The sequence below is a fragment of the Paraburkholderia sp. GAS199 genome (assembly GCF_050436585.1).
GTDB lineage: Bacteria > Pseudomonadota > Gammaproteobacteria > Burkholderiales > Burkholderiaceae > Paraburkholderia.
In genome coordinates this window covers 162,907-181,646 of sequence record NZ_JBNDMM010000006.1, presented here as the reverse complement: position 1 = coordinate 181,646, position 18,740 = coordinate 162,907, and the positions used below count along the sequence as shown (strand labels likewise).

Here is an 18,740-nt window from a genome sequence, read left to right as displayed (position 1 = left end):
CAGTCAGTCACAGAAAGGCGCTCCGCCATGTCCACTGCTCCTATCACCGCTTCTGCCACGCCCGCTGCTACGTCCTCTGCCGCACCGTCGTCCACGCGCGGCCAGTTGAACGGCATCCTGTTCGTGGCCCTGTTCGCCGCGGCCGTCACGCGCATCGCGGCCATCCCGGCCATCGCCGGACTCGGCTTGAGTCCGCTGATCGTCGGTATCGTGGCGGGCGCCATCTACGGCAACGCGCTGCGCGACGGCATGCCGGAGAGCTGGGCGGCCGGCGTCAACTTTTCCGCGCGCAAACTGCTGCGCATCGCGGTTGCTTTCTTCGGCTTGCGCGTGAGCCTGCAGGAAATCGCCCAGGTCGGTTTGCCGGGCCTCGCGGAATCGGTGCTGATCGTCGTCAGTACGCTGGCAATCGGTACGTGGGCCGGCATGAAGATCATGAAGCTCGACCGCGACACGGCACTGCTGACCGCCGCGGGCAGCGCGATCTGCGGCGCGGCAGCCGTGCTCGCGTTCGAATCGACACTGCAATCGAAGCCGCACAAGAGCGCCATGGCGGTGGGCAGCGTCGTGCTGTTCGGCACGTTGTCGATGTTCCTGTATCCGGTGCTGCTGAAAGCCGGCTGGCTGCATCTCGACACGGTCGGCGCGGGCCTCTTCTTCGGCGGCACGATTCACGAAGTCGCACAGGTGGTCGGCGCGGCGAGCAACGTGAGCCCGGAAGCGACGCACATCGCCACCATCGTGAAAATGACGCGCGTGATGCTGCTGGTGCCGGTGCTGCTGGTAGTGGGTGTGTGGGTGAACCGCTCGGCGCGCGGCAAGTCGGCTGAAGACGGCCAGCCGCAAGGCGCACGCAAGCTGGCGATTCCCTGGTTCGCGCTCGGCTTTCTTGGCTTCGTCATCGTCAACTCGCTGCACGTGTTGCCGGAAAGCGCGACCAGCACGCTGAACATGCTCGACACCTTCGCGCTCACGATGGCCATGACGGCGCTCGGCATCGAAACGCGCATCGCGCAGATTCGCCAGGCCGGTCCGCGCGCCTTGACCACGGGTCTGATTCTCTACGTATGGCTGATTGCAGGCGGACTGGGAATCACATGGGCTGTCCAGCACCTGCTCGGCTAGACGCACTTCACCCTCAAACGAACCCCGCCGCGTGCGGGGTTTCGTGCGTTCAGGCCGGCATCCGGACGCGTGTTGCACGCAACGGCACGCGAGACCTGCGCACCGATTGGCGCACGCGTCGGCAAACCTGCGCGCACGTCCACGATCTGACATACATTCCGGCGGCGCCGCGCGGCATACTGGTTGCTGCGGTAGCCCGTTCACACCACCCGAAGTGCAACCGGAATGAGGAACGAACGATGAGCCTGGAACTTTACTATTGGGACGGCCTGCAAGGCCGCGGCGAATTCGTACGGCTGGCGCTGGAAGAAGCCGGCGCCGATTACGTGGAAGTGGCGCGCGGCGAGAAGTCGGACGGACTCGGCACGGGCGCGATGATGAACGTGATGAACGACCGCGCCGAGCCGCACCCGCCGTACGCGCCGCCATTCCTGAAAGACGGCGACCTCGTGATCGCGCAGACCGCCAATATTCTTTTCTATCTCGGCCCGAAGCTCGGACTCGCGCCGAAAGACGAAGGTCTACGCTACGTCGCCAACGGTTTGCAACTCACGATTGCCGACGTCGTGACGGAAGCGCACGACACGCATCATCCGCTCGCCAGCGCGCTGTATTACGAAGACCAGAAAGACGCCGCCAAAGTGCGCGCGCACGACTTCATCGACAACCGCATTCCGAAGTTCATGGGCTATTTCGAGCGCGTGCTGAAACAGAATCCGGCCGGCGACACTTTCATGGTCGGCGACGCGCTCACGTATGTCGATCTCTCGATGTTTCAGTTGATCGACGGCCTGCTGTACGCCTTTCCGCGCGCGCTCAAACGTTTCGGCGAGCATTACCCGCGGCTCGCCGCGCTGCACGACGCGGTCATCGCGCGGCCGAACATCGCCGCGTATCTGGAGTCGGAACGCCGCCTCGAACACAACGAAGCGTGCATCTTCCGGCACTATCCCGAACTCGACAAAGCCGCCGCCTGACGCACGGTGCCCCGCCTTCCAACCACCTAACACGCCCACCACCGACGTGCTTTCATTTCTGCTGAAGCTGCGCACCCGCGCCCAACAACTGTTCCGTTTCTCCGACGCTCATACCATGCTGGTATGGTCGGTGGTGGTCGGCGTCGCGGGCGCGTTCGCCACGATCGCTTTCCGGCAAGGTATCGCCTTGCTGCAACTCGCCGCGGTCGGCAAGTCGGGTAGCTTCGTCGAAATGGCGCGCAGTCTGCCGTGGACCGTGCGTTTCTGGATGCCGGCGGCCGGCGGCCTGATCGCCGGCTTCTTCCTGCTGATCGCCCAGCGTCACGCCGACAAATGCAATCACGTCGATTACATGGAAGCCGTCGCGATCGGCGACGGCGTGGTGCCGGTGAAGCTGAGTCTGTGGCGCAGCGTTTCTTCGCTGTTCACCATTTCGAGCGGCGGCTCGATCGGCCGCGAAGGTCCGATGGTGCAACTGGCGGCACTGGCGGCGTCGCTGATCGGACGCTGGGTGCATTTCGATCCGCCGCGACTGCGCCTGCTGGTGGCATGCGGCGCGGCGGCCGGTATCACGTCGGCGTATAGCGCGCCGATCGCGGGCGCGTTCTTCGTCACCGAGATCGTGCTCGGTTCGATCGCGATGGAAAGCTTCGGGCCGGTGGTGGTGTCGGCGGTGGTGGCCAACATCACGATGCGCGAGTTCGCCGGCTATCAGCCGCCGTACCAGATGCCGGTGTTTCCGCAAGTAGCGGGGGTCGAGGTGTTGCTGTTCGTCGCGCTCGGCCTGCTGTGCGGCGCCACAGCGCCGCAGTTTTTGCGGCTGCTGGAAGTGTCCCGAGCGGGCTTTCGCAAGCTGCCCGTGCCACTGCCCTTGCGGCTCGCGCTAGGCGGGCTCGTGGTGGGAATTCTGTCGGTGTGGTCGCCGGAGGTGTGGGGCAACGGCTATAGCGTCGTCAATTCGATCCTGCATTCGCCGTGGACCTGGAGCGCGCTCGTGCTGGTGCTCGTGTTCAAACTCGTCGCCACCGCTGCGACGGCCGGCTCGGGCGCGATCGGCGGGGTCTTCACCCCGACGCTGTTCGTCGGCGCGGTGGTCGGCTCGCTGTTCGGCCAGGGCATGCATGCCTTGTGGCCGCACGGCACCTCGGCGCCGTTCGCTTACGCGATGGTCGGCATGGGCGCCTTCCTCGCGGGCGCTACTCAGGCGCCGCTGATGGCGATCCTGATGATCTTCGAAATGACGCTCAGCTATCAGGTCGTCTTGCCGCTGATGCTGTCCTGCGTGGTGGCGTATTTCGTGTCGCGCGCGATCGGCAAGACGTCGATGTACGAGATCACGCTGCGCCGCAATCGCGACGAGCAGGAGCGCTCGCGTTTGCGCGCCACGCAGATGCGTGAACTGATCCGCCCCGCCGAAACCGTCGTGCCGCCGGGCGCGAGCGTGCAGGACATGACGCGCGTGTTTCTCGAATATCCGGTCAAGTATCTGTACGTCGCCAACGAATCCGGCGCATTTCTCGGCGTCGTCGCACTCAAGGACATCACCTCGGATCTGCTCGAAAACCGCGACACCGCCGCGCGCACCGCCGCGGATTATCTGCGCCACTTCGACGTGCTGACGCCGGACATGCCCCTGGGCGTCGCGCTCCAGCATTTCATGGCGTTCCAGGGCGAGCGCCTGCCGGTGATCGAAAGCGCGGCGAATCCGAAACTCGCCGGCGTGGTCTACAAAACTTCGCTGCTGGACGCGTATTTCCGCATGAATCCGACGCGTTAGGCGTTGCCGGGCGCGCGTGCAAGGCCCATGCAAAGCGCGGCGGATTTTCTACAATGCAATGAGCGTACGTCTCGCGTGGGATGACGAGGCGGTGTGGACAATGGCACAGGCTGAGCCGCCATACGCGCCGCCGGCCGGAAGTCCACGCGGCGGAAGCAGTTCGAGTCGCGGCGCCAGAAAACAGACCTAAAACCCCGCGCTCGACGCATGTCGCATCGCAGCATTTTCAGCGCACGACCGTTCGCGACGCTGCTGCCTTTTTCCTGCCATCATGCGGAATCTACAATAGCGTTTTGACGGATTTGTCCGTGCGCCGGGGGATTTGCACAACTAAGATAGTAGGAGCGCATGGCTTCGTACGCGGGCCTGCGCAGCTTGGCCGTTTCTTCGACGCGGAGGCGGCACAGCGTTTGCTCACTCGTTAGCGCCGCTTGAGCCCTGGAGGTCGCGCGATGAAAACCTCGACGCTGTTGACCATGGTTACGCTATCCGCGTCGTGTTTTGCCGCGCCGGTGCATACCGCACCGGACAGCACGACCGCCAATAGTCTGGCCGAACGCGCCAACGCCGCCCCCGTGGCGCCGGCGGCGCCCGATGTTGCCGCCACGGACGATAATCGTCCGCAACAGTGGCAGCACATCGCGCTGCCCAAATCGCGCCATCCCGGACACAGCTTTACCGGCCAGAACGAGCATCTGCAAACGTGATGCAGCCATCGTGGCGGTCGGCGCGCGGCATGTCCTTTCCCTCTCCAGCAGGAGTGCTCGCATGACCGCATCGGCTTTTCCCGGCGAATCCATCGATCTGCAGATCGCCGACCTTTTGCGCGAAGTCCATTTTCCGACCAACAAGGATGCGCTCGTCGACGCCGCGCGCGAAGCCGGCGCGAGCAACGAACTCGTCGCCATGCTGGACGGCATGCCCGAACAGGACTACACCGACATCGAGTCGGTCACGCGTCTGGTGGGCGGCAACTATGGGCCTGGGGTCAGCGGCTGAGCGGTATTGAAGGTTTTCGCCCGGCGCGCGTTGCTGATTGCGTCGGGCTGTCTGCGTTACCTCTTCTCTGATTGCGTCAGTTTTCGCGCGCAATCCGACGCGGTTCCACGCAGCCGCGTGAAACCCACACCCCACTCGCTTTCCACCGTTCTGATGTATCCGCCAGGGCCGCCGTGAAGACGGCCCCGACGCCTACAGCGGCGAAGACGCCGCGAATCGCGTGGACGACGCGGTTTTGCGCGTCGGACGCACGGTGTCGTCGGGCAGCGCGGACGGCGGCAGATCGTCGTCGTAAGCCGGCGAACTCGTGACTGCACGCAGTGGCGCGACGTGCTGCGAACGGCGCGCCGCCTCCTCGTTCTGCTGAAAATGCTCGACCAGATGGTCTATGAACGTGCGTACTTTGGCCGGCAAATGCAGGCGGCTCGGATACGCAATCGTGATTTCGATTTTCGGCAGATGGTAGTCGTCGAGCAAGGCCACCAGGCGACCCGCGGCAAGATCGCGGCCGATCAGATACGACGGCAGGATCGCCACGCCCATGCCGAGCAGCGCGAACTGCCGCAGCATTTCGGTGTTGTTGGCGGCGATCGCGGTGCTCGGCCGCACGCGTACCTCGCCCTCGGGTCCGGTGAACACGCGCTCGTCACTGCCCTGCTCCGACGGTCTGCTCAGGCACGGATGCGTCAGCAGATGCTCCGGGCGAGTCGGCGTGCCGTGCGCCTGAAGATACGCGGGCGTCGCGCAAACCGTCATGTGACCGGTGGTTAAACGGCGCGTGACGATGCTCGCGCTGCGCATCTGCCGTGCCACCAGAATCCCGACATCGAAACTCTCTTCGACCAGATCGACGTGGCGGTCCACCAGCGTCACGTCCGGCACCACGTCCGGATAACGCGCGGCGTACGACTGCACGACCGGCGCCAGACTGTGCAGCCCGAACACGACCGGCGCGACGATGCGCAGCGTGCCGACCGGTTCATGGTTACGCGCGACGACCATCTGCTCGACGCCTTCGAGGTCGTCGAGAATATGGCGCACACGTTCGAGATAGGTCGTGCCGGACTCCGTCAGCGAAAGACGGCGCGTAGTGCGGTTCAGGAGACGCGCGCCGAGCCTGCCTTCCAGATCGGCAACGTGCCGCGTGACGACCGCCGTGGACAGATCCAGCGCATTGGCCGCGCCGACGAAACTGCCGAGGTCGGCCACCTTGACGAATACACGCATCGACTGCAATTGGTTCATGGGACGACTCCTGCCTCGGTGAAGCCGGGCCGGCGCGACGCTGCCGCCTCTGTCGACCCGCGCGGCCAAGCGCGCGCAGGTTGCCCAACGATCCGATTGTAGCGAGCGCACCATGTCCCAACCCTGACCTGAAGATGACATTCCGGACAGGTTCGGGCGCAAATCGGCTTCGCATTCCGCGAAAATGCACCAATAGTTAACGTGTAGGTATAAACCCTAACAAACTGGTATGATGGCGGCTAAAGGAAATTACTGCTTACTGCCATGCCCGAACGTCTTCAGCTTTACGAAAAAATCGCGTTTTCTCTGGTTTGCTGGTTCGCGGCGGCCTGCTCGGCGTTTATCGCCTACGAGCGCTGCCCGGACATCAAGGTCGTGCTGCACGCCGGCGAGGAAGTCCTGCGTTATAGCGGCCAGTATTCGTTCGTGTGCGCCACGCCGGTGGCGGACGCCTGCGCCCAGTTGCCGGGCAACTGAACGGCCGGATCGAATCAGTCGGTCGAGGAAAATGCTGGAACGGCGAACGCCGTTCCGGAGAAATCACGCAGCACATGCGCAATGCACGTGCTTGATATACGTGCTTGAGCCGTCAGCTCAATGCGGCTGGCCGCTCATCGGCCACAGCCTGCAGCGCATCGCCGTTCAGGCGTCGCGCCCAAATACCACCCGCGCAAAAAATCCCGCCAGCACCGATTCGGCCACTTCGGCCGTGACATGCTGCGGATCGACCGTGTAGAAAAACTGCACGCCATCGCACAAACCCATCAGCCCCATTGCCAACGTTTCCGCCGTCAGCGGTAACGGCGTGCCGAAACGCCCCGAGAACTCGCGGATATACGCGCTCAGCTGCTCCAGTTTTTCGTGGATGAACGCGTTGAAGCGCACCCGGAAACGCCCGTCGCGCACCGCCAGCAACTTCGCCTCGACCCACAGCAGAAAGCATTTGTTCTCGCGATGCAGGTTGCTGTAGTAGCTCAATACGCGCTGTTCCATCTCCTCGCGCGACGCCGCGCTTTCGAAGATCGACTGCAGGCCCGCCTGCATGATTTCGTGATCGCGTCTCAGCAGTTCCAGAAACAGCTCGCTCTTGCTGCGGAAGTTTGAATAGAACGCCCCGCGCGTATATCCCGCCGCGCCCGCGATGTCTTCGACACTCGCGGCCACGAAACCTTTCTTCATAAAAATTGTCTGCGCAGCGTCGAGCAGACGCGCGCGCGTCTGGTCTTTGCTCTGCTCGCGGGTGAGTCGTTGCCTTTTCATGGGCGCCAGTCTAGCACCGAAAAGAATTCCGATTCACCACGACATTCAAATACAGGTGTGTATTAGAATGCATTTTTACATCCGAAGTCAGGTGCGTATGCGGATTGCATGATCCGGCTGCGCGCCCTCGCTGGCGGGCCGTTGGGCTTGCCGTGTTCGTTCGCTGTCTCCTGTTGGGGTAATTGTGAAGCGTCCCGGTCTACCCGCGTCGAAGGCGATGCGCCCGCCGTCCCGTCCCGAAGTTCAGTCTGTCTACCTGCGCCGTGCCGCGCTTGCTGTAGCGCTCGCCGGCCTCGTCACCTTCGCTGCGTGTTCGAAGAAAGAAGCCGCCGCGCCCGCGCCGCGTCCCGTCGTCGCCGCTGCCGTGCACGCCGATGGCGGCGCCATGACGGCCACGTCCCTGCCGGGTGAAGTGCAGGCGCGCTATTCGACGCCGCTGTCATTCAGGGTGAGCGGCAAGATCATCGAACGGCGGGTTCGTCTCGGCGACACCGTGAAAAACGGACAGATCGTCGCCCGCCTCGACCCCGCCGACGCGCAGAAGAACGCAGCCGGCAACCAGGCGCAGCTCGCCTCGGCGCAGCACAATCTGGTCTACGCAAAACAGCAACTCGACCGCGACCAGGCGCAGGCGAAAGAAAACCTGATCGCGCCGGCGCAGCTCGAACAGACCACCAACGCCTACGCGTCGGCCCTCGCGCAGCGCGATCAGGCCGCCCAGCAGGCGGCGTTGTCGAAAGACCAGTTGCAATACACCACGCTCGTCGCCGATCACGCCGGCGTGATTACCGCCGAGCAGGCCGACACCGGCCAGAACGTGTCCGCCGGCCAGGCCGTCTACAACCTCGCGTGGAGCGGCGAAGTCGACGTGGTGTGCGACGTGCCGGAGAACGCGCTGGTCGCGCTGGCGGTCGGCCAGAACGCGAAGGTGACGCTCGCCGCACTGCCCGGGCGCAGCTTCAACGCAAAAGTGCGGGAACTCTCGCCCGCCGCCGATCAGCAGAGCCGCACCTATCGCGCCAAACTCACGCTGGAGAATCCCGGCCCGGACGTGCGACTCGGCATGACCGCGGACATCGCCCTCGCGCCGTCGCCGGCGTCCGCTGCGAGCCAGAGCAATGCGTCGTTCGTGGTGCCCGCCACCGCGCTGTTCCACGACGGCACGCAGCCGGCCGTGTGGGTCGTGCGCGCGGGCGACGACGCGCTCGAACTGCGCCGCGTCAGCATCAGCCGTTATAACGAACGCACCATTGTGATCGGCGGCGGCCTGAAGGACGGCGAGCGCGTCGTGTGGCAAGGCGTGCATACGGTCAGCGCCGGGGAGAAAGTCCGCGTGGTCGCGCCGCTGCATCCCGAGGACTTCGCTTCATGAGTTCGCCACATGAAGAGGGACGCTTCAACCTGTCCGCGTGGGCGCTGCGCCATCAGGCGCTGGTGGTGTTTCTGATCGCGCTCGCGACGGCCTTCGGCATTCTTTCCTACACACGCCTTGCCCAGTCGGAAGACCCGCCCTTCACGTTTCGCGTGATGGTGATCCGTACGTTCTGGCCCGGCGCCACCGCGCGCCAGGTGCAGGAGCAGGTGACGGACCGCATCGGCCGCAAACTGCAGGAAACGCCCGACGTCGATTTCATGCGCAGTTACTCGCGCCCCGGCGAATCGCTGATGTTTTTCTCGATGAAAGACTCGGCGCCCGTGAAGGACGTGCCGCAAACCTGGTATCAGGTGCGCAAGAAGGTCGGCGACATTTCCGCGACCTTGCCGCAAGGCATTCAGGGCCCGTTTTTCAACGACGAATTCGGTGACGTCTACACCAACATCTACACGCTCGAAGGCGACGGTTTTTCTCCTGCGCAACTGCACGACTACGCCGACCAGTTGCGCACCGTCCTGCTGCGCGTGCCGGGTGTCGGCAAGGTGGACTATTTCGGCGACCCCGATCAGCACATCTACATCGAGATCGCCAACACGCAGCTCACGCGGCTCGGCATTTCGCCGCAACAGCTCGGGCAGGCCATCAACTCGCAGAACAGCGTGGCGCCGGCCGGCACCCTGACCACCACCGACGACCGCGTCTTCGTGCGTCCCACCGGCCAGTACAAGGACGTCGCCGCACTCGCCGACACGCTGATCCGCATCAACAACCGCTCGTTCCGTCTCGGCGACATCGCCACCATCAAACGCGGCTACGACGATCCGGTCGTCACGCAGATGCGTTCGCGCGGCAAGGCCGTGCTCGGCATCGGCATCACGATGCAGCCGGGCGGCGACGTGATCCGTCTCGGCAAGGCGCTCGACCAGCAGACCGCGAAGCTGCGCGCGGCATTGCCCGCCGGTTTGCAACTCACCGAAGTGTCGAGCATGCCGCACGCGGTCGCCGGTTCTGTCGACGACTTTCTCGAAGCCGTGGCCGAGGCGGTTGCCATCGTGCTGGTGGTGAGCCTCATCTCGCTCGGTGTGCGAACCGGCATGGTGGTGGTGATTTCGATTCCGGTCGTGCTCGCCGTCACCGCCTTGTGCATGTATCTGTTCGACATCGGCCTGCACAAGGTATCGCTCGGCACGCTGGTGCTCGCGCTCGGTTTGCTGGTGGACGACGCGATCATCGCCGTCGAAATGATGTCGGTGAAACTCGAACAGGGCTGGAACCGCACACGCGCGGCAGCCTATGCGTACACCAGCACGGCGTTTCCGATGCTGACCGGCACACTCGTGACCGTATCGGGCTTTCTACCGATCGCGCTCGCCAAGTCGAGCACGGGCGAATACACGCGCTCGATCTTCGAAGTCTCGGCCATCGCGCTGATCGCATCGTGGCTCGCCGCCGTGGTGCTGATTCCCCTGCTCGGCTATCACATGCTGCCGGAGCGGAAACGCGAAGCGCACGAAGCCGAAGATCACGAACACGACATCTACGACACGCGCTTCTACAAGCGGCTGCGCGGCTGGATCGGTTGGTGCATCGAGCGGCGCTTCGTCGTGCTGATCGTTACCGTCGTGCTGTTTGCGATTGCCATGGCCGGCTTCACGCTGGTGCCGCAGCAGTTCTTCCCGAGTTCGGACCGGCCCGAGTTGCTGGTGGACGTGCGCCTGCCCGAAGGCGCGTCGTTCGAGGCCACCTTGCGGCAGGCGCAGCGCCTGGAAAAAGTGCTGGAGGGCCGGCCCGAAATCGATCATACGGTCGACTTCGTCGGCACCGGTGCGCCGCGTTTCTATCTGCCGCTCGACCAGCAATTGCCGCAGCCGAATTTCGCGCAGTTCGTGATCACCGCCAAATCGGTGAAAGACCGCGAGAAGCTCGCGCAGTGGCTCGAGCCGCAATTGCGCGACAACTTCACGGCGATCCGCACGCGTCTGTCGCGCCTCGAAAACGGTCCGCCGGTCGGCTATCCGGTGCAGTTCCGCGTGAGCGGCGACGACATCGCCACCGTGCGTTCGATCGCCGAACGCGTGGCCGCAACACTGCGCGCCGATCGCGGCACGCGCAACGTCCAGTTCGACTGGGACGAACCCGCCGAGCGCTCGGTGCGCTTCGAGGTCGATCAGAAGAAGGCCCGCGAACTCGGCGTCACCTCGGAAGACGTCTCCAGCTTTCTCGCCATGACGCTCTCCGGCTACACCGTCACGCAGTATCGCGAGCGCGACAAGCTGATCAGCGTCGACCTGCGCGCGCCGAAAAGCGAACGCGTCGATCCCGCGAAACTCGTCACCTTGGCCATGCCCACGCCGAACGGTCCCGTGCCGCTCGGCACGCTCGGCCATCTGCGCAACGACCTCGAATACGGCGTGATCTGGGAGCGCGACCGCCAGCCCACCATCACCGTGCAATCCGACGTGGCGCCGGGCGCGCAAGGCATCGACGTCACGCATGGCGTGGACCGCGCGCTCGCCCCGATCCGCGCGACGCTGCCGGTCGGCTATCGCATCGAGATCGGCGGTGCGGTCGAGGAAAGCGGCAAGGGACAGGCGTCGATCAATGCGCAAATACCCATCCTGATCATCGCGGTTCTCACGCTGCTGATGATCCAGTTGCAGAGTTTCGCGCGCGTGCTGATGGTCGTGCTGACCGCGCCGCTCGGACTGATCGGCGTCGTGCTGACCTTGCTGCTGTTCGGCCAGCCCTTCGGCTTCGTGGCGATGCTCGGCGTGATCGCGATGTTCGGCATCATCATGCGCAATTCGGTGATCCTGGTCGATCAGATCGAGCAGGACATCGCCTCGGGGCATCGCCGTATCGACGCCATTATCGGCGCGACCGTGCGGCGCTTCCGGCCCATCACGCTGACGGCCGCCGCCGCCGTGCTGGCGCTGATTCCGCTGCTGCGCTCGAACTTCTTCGGGCCGATGGCGACCGCGTTGATGGGCGGCATCACGAGCGCGACCGTTCTCACCCTGTTCTATCTGCCCGCGCTGTACGCCGCATGGTTCCGCGTGCGTGGCGACGAACGCGAGCCGCCGGGTCCGGCCGGCCTGAAGCATTCGGGGAACTGACATGATGTTTTTTTCTACTCTGCTTCGTGCGCCGATTTCCACTGCGCGGCGACCTGCGCGCGGCGTGCTTGCAAGCGGCGTGGCGCTCACCCTCGCCGCCTGTTCTTTCGGCCCCGGCGGCGAGCCGCCGGCCATGCCGCAGCCATCGCACTACGGCGCCGCGCCCCAGCCCTCGCAAACCGTCGCGGCTCAGGGTGTCGCGCAGCAGTTCGTGGTGGGCGCGAAGCCCGTGCCCGAATGGTGGACGCTGTACCGGTCCGACGCGCTCGACGCGTTAGTGGACGAAGGTCTGCGCAACAGCCCCACGCTCGCCGCCACCGACAAAAGTCTCGCCGCCGCGCGCGAACAACTGCGCGCGCAGATCGGCAGTTCGTTGTTGCCGACCGTCGACCTCGGCGGCCAGGTGACTCGCAATCGCGCGCTGGCGATTCCCGAGATCGGTCCGAACACCTTCCTCTACAACATCTTCGTCGGCCAGTTGCAGGCCCATTACACCTTCGACCTGTTCGGCGCCGCGCGTCTCGCCGACGCCGCCCTCGCCGCGCGCGTCGACGTGCAGGCCTACCAGTTCGACGCCGCACGCCGTGCGCTGGCCGCCAATATCGTGTCGGCGGCGATCACGAGCGCGGCCTTGCACGCGCAGATCGACACCACCGAGCGGCTCGTCGCCATCGCCAACGACCAGGCGCGCGACACGCAGCGCCGCTATGCTCTCGGCGCCGTCTCTCACGCCGATCAGCTGAACGCGCAACAAAGCGCCGCGAGTCTGTCGGCGAGTCTGCCCGGTTTGCGGCAACAGTGGTCCACGACGCGTCACGCGCTCGCCGTGCTGCTCGGCCGCACGCCCGACGCCGCACCCGACGACCTCGACCTCGCCGCCCTGCACGTGCCGGAACAGGTGCCCGTGGTGGTGCCGTCCGAGCTACTGCGCACGCGCCCCGACATCCAGGCCGCGGACGCCGCGTTGAAGGCGGCCTCCGCCGACGTCGGCGTGGCCACGGCGCAGATGTTCCCGAGCCTGTCGCTGAGTGCGTCGATGGGACAAGGCGGCTTTAGCTGGCCGGTGGCGCTGTCCGGGGCGGGCGCGATCTGGAGCATCGGCGCTTCGCTGTCGCAGCCGTTGTTCCACGGCGGCGCTTTGCTCGCGCAACGTCGCGCGGCGATGGACACCTACGAGGCCAGCGTGTCGCAGTACAAGCAGACCGTGCTCGCCGCGTTCCAGAACGTCGCCGACACCCTCGCGGCACTCGAACACGACAGCCAGGCGCTCGACGCCGCGAACGTCGCTGCGCGCTCGGCGCAAGGCATCTTCGAAGAAACGACGGGACGCTACCGGCTCGGCGCGCTGCCGATCGCCTCGACGCGTTCGAGCGAGCAGCAGTTCCGCAACGCGCAACTCGACGAGATCCGCTACACGAGCGCGCGCCTCACGGATACGGCGGCCTTGTTTCAGGCAATGGGCAATCCGCCGGTGGCAGCGGCAAGTTCGGCGTCGGCTGAGAATGCGGCGGCCGGCGCGAGTGGTACTCGTCAGGCTGGCGGCGTCGCCGAGTGAGTCGCAAGAACCTGGGATTCCGTAGCGAAAGCCGCGGAGTTATCCCCACTTTATGTTGAGTAGCCTGTTGAAAACTTTCTGACAAGCCAGCTAAGACCTTGAACGCGCGACGGTTTTTGCCTGCGGTGTGGAATGCGACAGAGGTGCCTGGGCGTGCCTTGGCCGGCCTCGATGTTATCCACCGAATTTGTTCATAGCCCTGTTGACAAGTTTGGGGCTACCGGCCTAACTCATTGAATTTGCGGGCCTTACAAGCCGCGGCGCAAGTGGATGCAAAGACGCGTCACAACGAGTCCACGCCGCGCCCCGCAATAAACAGAACCCACGCTCAATAAACCCCCGCCTCGCCGACCGGCCGATTCTTGAAGCGCTTGTGCACCCAATAATATTGATCGGGAATCCGCCTCACCTGCGTCTCCAGAAACGCCGTGATGCGTCGTGCATCCACCGCGACGTCGTCTGACGGAAAGTCGCTCAAGGCGTCGAAGATAGTCAGCTTGTAGCCGCGATAGTCCGGCAGCACTTCGGTCACGAACGGCACGACGCGCGCGTTGCCCGCGCGCGCCATCCGCGAAACCGAGGTCAGCGTGCAGGCCGGCACGCCGAAGAACGGCACGAACACGGAATCGCGCAAACCGAAGTCCATGTCGGCGGCCAGCATGACCGGCTTGCCGTCGCGCAGCACACGCAGCGCGCGCCGCACGCTGTCGCTGCGCGGAATCATCTCCGTGCCGAAGCGGCCACGCTGACGTTTGGCCATGGCATCCAGCATCAGATTCGACATCGGCGTGTACAGCGAGGCCACCGGATGACGCGTCGAGTACATCATGCAGCCCGCTTCGATGCCGACGAAATGGAAGCCCACGAAGATCGTCGGCTGCGACTCCATATCGCTCAGGTCGATCGCGCTTTCCACTTCGACGAGCCGCGCCAACGCGCGCGCATTGCCGAACCATTGCGGACCGCGCTCGACGTAACTTCGAATCACATGACAGAAATGCGCTCGCGCAAGACGCTCGCGCTCCTCGTCGCTCATGTCCGGAAAACACAGCTTGAGATTGGTATGCACGACGCGTCGACGGGCGCTCGGAATGCGATAGAGCAACGCGCCGATTCCAGTACCGATACGCGCGACGACACCGTACGGCAGCAACGCGAACGCGCGCAGCAGACCTGTCATCAGACAGATGATGATTCGACTTTTCACAAGCAGGGGAATCCCGGTGGATGCTGGATGGCAAACACAACGCTCTCGACGGCAAACCTGGTTGCCGACGGACGAAGTGGCGTGCGCGCGCGTCAAACCGGGTCTCGCGCGGCGCGATGAATGGAGATGGAAGCCTCGCTCATGGCGAAGCATGCGTGGCAGGAGGCCGAAACCGGTCAGATTTCGTACGCCTTAAGAATTCAGATTCAGGGCAACGCCCGGAGGATTAAAACACATCGCGGATGGCGAACACACAAACGATTGGTTGCGCGCCTTCGACATTCCGCTGAAAAGGTTGCCCAGCATGGCTTTGCCACCCTTTCAGAAACTTGCGCGTGCGGTCGTGGATGCAAGTTCGCTCTTGCACCCGGACCGCACGCGCCGACGAGATCAAGGCTTGTTCGATTCGAACAGATCCATGATCTGCTTCTTCTCGTTCGACGAGACGCTCGGCGGCGGCACCGCCGGCGGCGTCATGCCGGCCGGTCCGACGCCACCAACCGCGTCGCTGGCGCCCGCCGTCGGATTCGCCGAATCCAGACCGATGCTGGCCACGAAGCCGTTGCCCGGCGTCATGTCGGTGTAGAACAACTCGCCGTCGACCGCCGTCACGCCGTCGGGTTGCGCAGGCTCGGCCTGCGGCACGCCGCGCAATGCGCGCTGCATGTATTCGACCCAGATCGGCAACGCGAGTTGCGCGCCGAATTCGCGGCTACCGAGCGTCTTCGGCTGGTCGTAACCCATCCACGCCACCGCCACCAGCGACTGCTGATAACCGGCGAACCAGCCGTCTTTCGCGTCGTTGGTCGTACCCGTCTTGCCTTGCAGGTCCGAACGATGCAGCGCGTTGGTGCCCGCGCCCGTGCCGGCCGTGGCCACCGAATGCAGCAGGCTGTTCATGATGTAGGCGTTACGCGGTTCGAGCGTGCGCGGCGCATCACGGCCGGCAGTCAGCGGCTGCGCTTTCGACAGCGGCTGGCCGCGCGCGTCGGTCACTTCGTTGATCAGATACGGGTTGATGCGGTAGCCGCCGTTCGCAAACACCGAATACGCGCCCGCCGACTGCAACGGCGTGACGAGACCGGCACCGAGCGCCATCGGCAGATACGGCGGGGTCTTGTCGGCGTCGAAACCGAAACGCTGCGTGACGAAATCCTGCGCGTACTTCGTGCCGATGAACGACAGGATGCGGATCGACACCAGGTTCTTCGACTTCTGCAACGCGAGACGCATCGGCATCGGACCGTCCGGCTGGTCGTCGTCTTTCGGCTCCCACGCGTCGCCGCCCGGCGTGCTCGACGGGAAGTACAACGGTGCGTCGTTGATGATGGTTGCCGGTCCGAGCCCCTTGTCGAGCGCCGCAGAATAGATGAAAGGCTTGAAGCTGGAACCCGGCTGACGCCACGCCTGCGTGACGTGGTTGAACTTGTTCTTGTTGAAGTCGAAGCCGCCCACCAGCGCGCGGATCGCGCCGTCCTGCGGCGTGAGCGACACCAGCGCGCCTTCCACCTGCGGAAGCTGGGTAATCTGCCAGGCGCCCTTGTCGTCCGCGAGCACGCGCACGATCGAACCGACCTTGATCTTGGTGGCGGCCGTGGCGCGCGGACTCAACGCAGCCGCGACGAAACGCAGGCCCTCGCCCGTAATGGTCGCCTCCGTGCCGTCGACCAGTTGCGCCTTCACCTGCTTCGGATTCACGTCCGTGACCACGGCCGCGATGATCTCGCCGTTGTCGGGGTGATCGGTGAGCGCGTCGTCGATCGTCTGGTCGCGGTCGTCGCCCGGCGCGGGCAATTGCACGAAGCCTTCCGGACCGCGATAACCGTGACGCCGTTCGTAATCCATCACGCCTTTACGCACGGCGCGGTAAGCGGCGTCCTGGTCGGCGGAATCGATCGTGGTGGTGACGTTCAGGCCGCGCGTATAGGTTTCGTCCTTGTATTGCGCGTACATCATCTGCCGGACCATTTCGGCGATGTACTCCGCATGCACGCTGTATTCGTTACCCGGATTCTTGGTGTGAATCTCTTCCTTCACGGCCTGATCGTACTGATCCTGCGTGATGTACTTGAGTTCGAACATGCGCTTCAGGATGTATTCCTGACGGATCTTGGCGCGCTTCGGATTCACCACCGGGTTGTAGGCGGACGGCGCCTTCGGCAGGCCCGCCAGCATCGCGGCCTCGGCCAGCGTGATGTCTTTCAGATCCTTGCCGAAGTACACGCGCGCGGCCGCCGCAAAACCGTACGAGCGCTCGCCCAGATAAATCTGGTTCATGTAGACCTCGAGAATCTGGTCTTTGGTGAGCGCGCGTTCGATCTTGTACGCCAGCATCATTTCGTAGATCTTGCGCGTGTAGGTCTTCTCGCTCGACAGGAAGAAGTTGCGCGCCACCTGCATGGTGATCGTGCTCGCGCCCTGCGAGGCGCCGCCGTGCGTCAGGTCCGACACGCCCGCGCGCAGAATGCCCACGAAATCGACGCCGCCGTGCTCGTAGAAGCGATAGTCTTCGATCGCGAGCACGGCCTTCTTCATCTGGTCGGGAATGTCCTGGAAGCGCACGATGCTGCGCCGCTCTTCGCCGAACTCGCCGATCAGCACGTGATCCGCCGTGTAGACGCGCAGCGGCACCTTCGGGCGATAGTCGGTCAGCGCGTCGAGCGACGGCAACTGCGGGCCCATCACCACCAGCGCATAACCGACGATCAGCGCGCCCACCACCGCGAGCGTCGCGACCAGTCCGGCGAACCAGATGACGAGCGTGGCACCGATCGAGCGACGCTTTTCCTCCGCCTCGCGCGAAGCGGCGTTGCGTCCTGGAGTGCGGTGGTAGGAGTCGCGGTCTTCACCGGACGGGGAGTTTGACGAATGCGGTCGTTTGATGATTGGCATGACTGGAATAGTGGGCGCATAACTGAACGCCTTTCTGCGCGCGATGGCGCGCATGGATCACGGACTGCATAAGGCGCACAACACTGCGCAGCCTTGAGCCCCCGGCTGGCTGCACAGCGCGCCCGGACACTGTCCGGCGCAACGTAACAGCGCATTTTAAAGAAATCAAGCGTGGTCCAAGCTAGTTTTTTTGTAAGAATTCCCTTCGCGACGCCCGGCTACGGTAGATCAGGGTAAGCGCAGCGACGGCCCTGCCAGGCCGGCGGGCCCGGCCGCCGGAGTTATCAACAGAAATTGTTCACAGCCCTGTGGACAAGCGCGCCGGAAACGCGACAACTCGTTGATGTCACGGGATTTTCACGTCGCGCCCGTTCCGCATCGACGCAACTCGCCTTATGATGGTTCCGGCGCGCCATTCGCCACCCGATGCGCGCAACGCCGCACGCCAGATGCGCGTCTGATATCGCCAATGCCTGAAAGTATGCGAGCCGATTATGAACAAGCCCAGCGAACGCATCGTCGTATTCGTCACGACCGCGCAGAAACGCGCGATCGCCGCCACCGCCGAGAGCCTGGGCATTAGCGTCAGCGAACTGATGCGGCGCGCGGTGCTGAGCTTCGGCGCGACCAGCGAACAGGTGAAGGCGGCGAGCATCGTCGATCGCTTGCGCGCGCCACGCGCGCCCGATGCGCTGAACGCCGCGCTGCAAAAGGTAGCACGCGGCACACGGCACGCGCGCGCGGCGCTGCCTCCCGAATTGCAGACGAAAAGCGGTACCGCCGCTCAGGGTGCCGTTGGGAAGGCGGCCGAAAAAGCCGCTCAGGCTAACGCCACTGCATCGGGCGGCTTGCCGACTACGGCGGCCGGCGCCGCGCCATTGCTGCCGGCCGGCGTGCTCGCCGCCCTGAGCGCCGCCGTCGACGAGGAAGCGAGCGCCGCCACCGAAGCCGTCGCGCGCGTGGCTGCGGCGAAGGCCGCGGCGGTCGCGCAAGCACCGCAGGAAGCGTCGTCGGCATCGCCGTCGACATCTCCCGCAGCGTCGCTCGGCGGCGTCTTCAAACGGCCACGCATCGACAAGGCCCGCGACGAAGACGACGATCCGCGCAGCGACCCGAGCACCGAAGGCGGCCGCTTCGCCTGACGCGCGGCGGCGCAGTTCCGCACGCGCCGCGCTCTCCTCCCTTCACATCCGCGACACGCGCGCCGCGCAC

The 18,740-nt window shown here is 64.6% G+C and carries 14 protein-coding genes; 10 read left to right on the top strand and 4 right to left on the bottom strand.

Features of this window, described 5'->3' with window-relative positions:
- Nucleotides 1–27: 27 nt before the first annotated feature.
- From P3T18_RS22825 to P3T18_RS22805, 5 genes are all read left to right on the top strand, one after another.
- Nucleotides 28–1,125, top strand: a complete 1,098-nt coding sequence (locus tag P3T18_RS22825) for a YeiH family protein (protein ID WP_429302234.1) — start codon at nt 28–30, stop codon at nt 1,123–1,125.
- A gap of 239 nt (nt 1,126–1,364) precedes the next feature.
- Entirely contained in the window at nt 1,365–2,102 is a 738-nt protein-coding gene (locus P3T18_RS22820; protein WP_429302233.1) for a glutathione S-transferase, read from the top strand.
- A gap of 46 nt (nt 2,103–2,148) precedes the next feature.
- Complete coding sequence (locus tag P3T18_RS22815) at nt 2,149–3,879, top strand: ClcB-like voltage-gated chloride channel protein (protein ID WP_429302232.1); 1,731 nt, start codon at nt 2,149–2,151, stop codon at nt 3,877–3,879.
- A gap of 452 nt (nt 3,880–4,331) precedes the next feature.
- Nucleotides 4,332–4,586, top strand: a complete 255-nt coding sequence (locus P3T18_RS22810) for a hypothetical protein (protein WP_429302231.1) — start codon at nt 4,332–4,334, stop codon at nt 4,584–4,586.
- 61 nt (nt 4,587–4,647) lie between these two features.
- On the top strand, nt 4,648–4,878 hold the full coding sequence (locus P3T18_RS22805; RefSeq protein ID WP_429302230.1) for a DUF2795 domain-containing protein: 231 nt from the start codon (nt 4,648–4,650) through the stop codon (nt 4,876–4,878).
- 192 nt (nt 4,879–5,070) lie between these two features.
- Here the strand turns inward: P3T18_RS22805 and P3T18_RS22800 are convergent, their stop codons facing one another.
- Complete coding sequence (locus P3T18_RS22800; protein WP_429302229.1) at nt 5,071–6,123, bottom strand: LysR family transcriptional regulator; 1,053 nt, start codon at nt 6,121–6,123, stop codon at nt 5,071–5,073.
- Between the two features lie 264 nt (nt 6,124–6,387).
- Here P3T18_RS22800 and P3T18_RS22795 point away from each other — a divergent pair, with 264 nt between their 5' ends.
- The gene (locus tag P3T18_RS22795) at nt 6,388–6,600 is read left to right on the top strand and encodes a hypothetical protein (protein WP_429302228.1); all 213 of its coding nucleotides are present in this window, start codon (nt 6,388–6,390) and stop codon (nt 6,598–6,600) included.
- A 165-nt stretch (nt 6,601–6,765) separates the two neighbouring features.
- Here the strand turns inward: P3T18_RS22795 and P3T18_RS22790 are convergent, their stop codons facing one another.
- Nucleotides 6,766–7,383, bottom strand: coding sequence for a TetR/AcrR family transcriptional regulator (locus P3T18_RS22790; RefSeq protein WP_429302227.1), 618 nt, complete (start codon nt 7,381–7,383; stop codon nt 6,766–6,768).
- Between the two features lie 217 nt (nt 7,384–7,600).
- Here P3T18_RS22790 and P3T18_RS22785 point away from each other — a divergent pair, with 217 nt between their 5' ends.
- The 3 genes from P3T18_RS22785 to P3T18_RS22775 are packed head-to-tail and all read left to right on the top strand — an operon-like array spanning nt 7,601 to nt 13,429.
- Nucleotides 7,601–8,755, top strand: coding sequence for an efflux RND transporter periplasmic adaptor subunit (locus P3T18_RS22785; RefSeq protein WP_429302226.1), 1,155 nt, complete (start codon nt 7,601–7,603; stop codon nt 8,753–8,755).
- On the top strand, nt 8,752–11,874 hold the full coding sequence (locus tag P3T18_RS22780; RefSeq protein WP_429302225.1) for an efflux RND transporter permease subunit: 3,123 nt from the start codon (nt 8,752–8,754) through the stop codon (nt 11,872–11,874). Before P3T18_RS22785 ends, P3T18_RS22780 begins: the two co-directional genes overlap by 4 nt.
- 1 nt (nt 11,875) lies before the next feature.
- Nucleotides 11,876–13,429, top strand: a complete 1,554-nt coding sequence (locus tag P3T18_RS22775) for an efflux transporter outer membrane subunit (protein WP_429302224.1) — start codon at nt 11,876–11,878, stop codon at nt 13,427–13,429.
- 328 nt (nt 13,430–13,757) lie between these two features.
- Here the strand turns inward: P3T18_RS22775 and P3T18_RS22770 are convergent, their stop codons facing one another.
- Nucleotides 13,758–14,636 (bottom strand): lipid A biosynthesis lauroyl acyltransferase, encoded by an 879-nt coding sequence (locus P3T18_RS22770; RefSeq protein ID WP_429302223.1) that lies wholly within the window; start codon nt 14,634–14,636, stop codon nt 13,758–13,760.
- Between the two features lie 390 nt (nt 14,637–15,026).
- Nucleotides 15,027–17,528, bottom strand: coding sequence for a penicillin-binding protein 1A (locus tag P3T18_RS22765; RefSeq protein ID WP_429302222.1), 2,502 nt, complete (start codon nt 17,526–17,528; stop codon nt 15,027–15,029).
- 494 nt (nt 17,529–18,022) lie between these two features.
- Between P3T18_RS22765 and P3T18_RS22760 the strand changes: the two genes are divergently transcribed.
- Entirely contained in the window at nt 18,023–18,670 is a 648-nt protein-coding gene (locus P3T18_RS22760; protein WP_429302221.1) for a hypothetical protein, read from the top strand.
- Nucleotides 18,671–18,740: the final 70 nt, after the last annotated feature.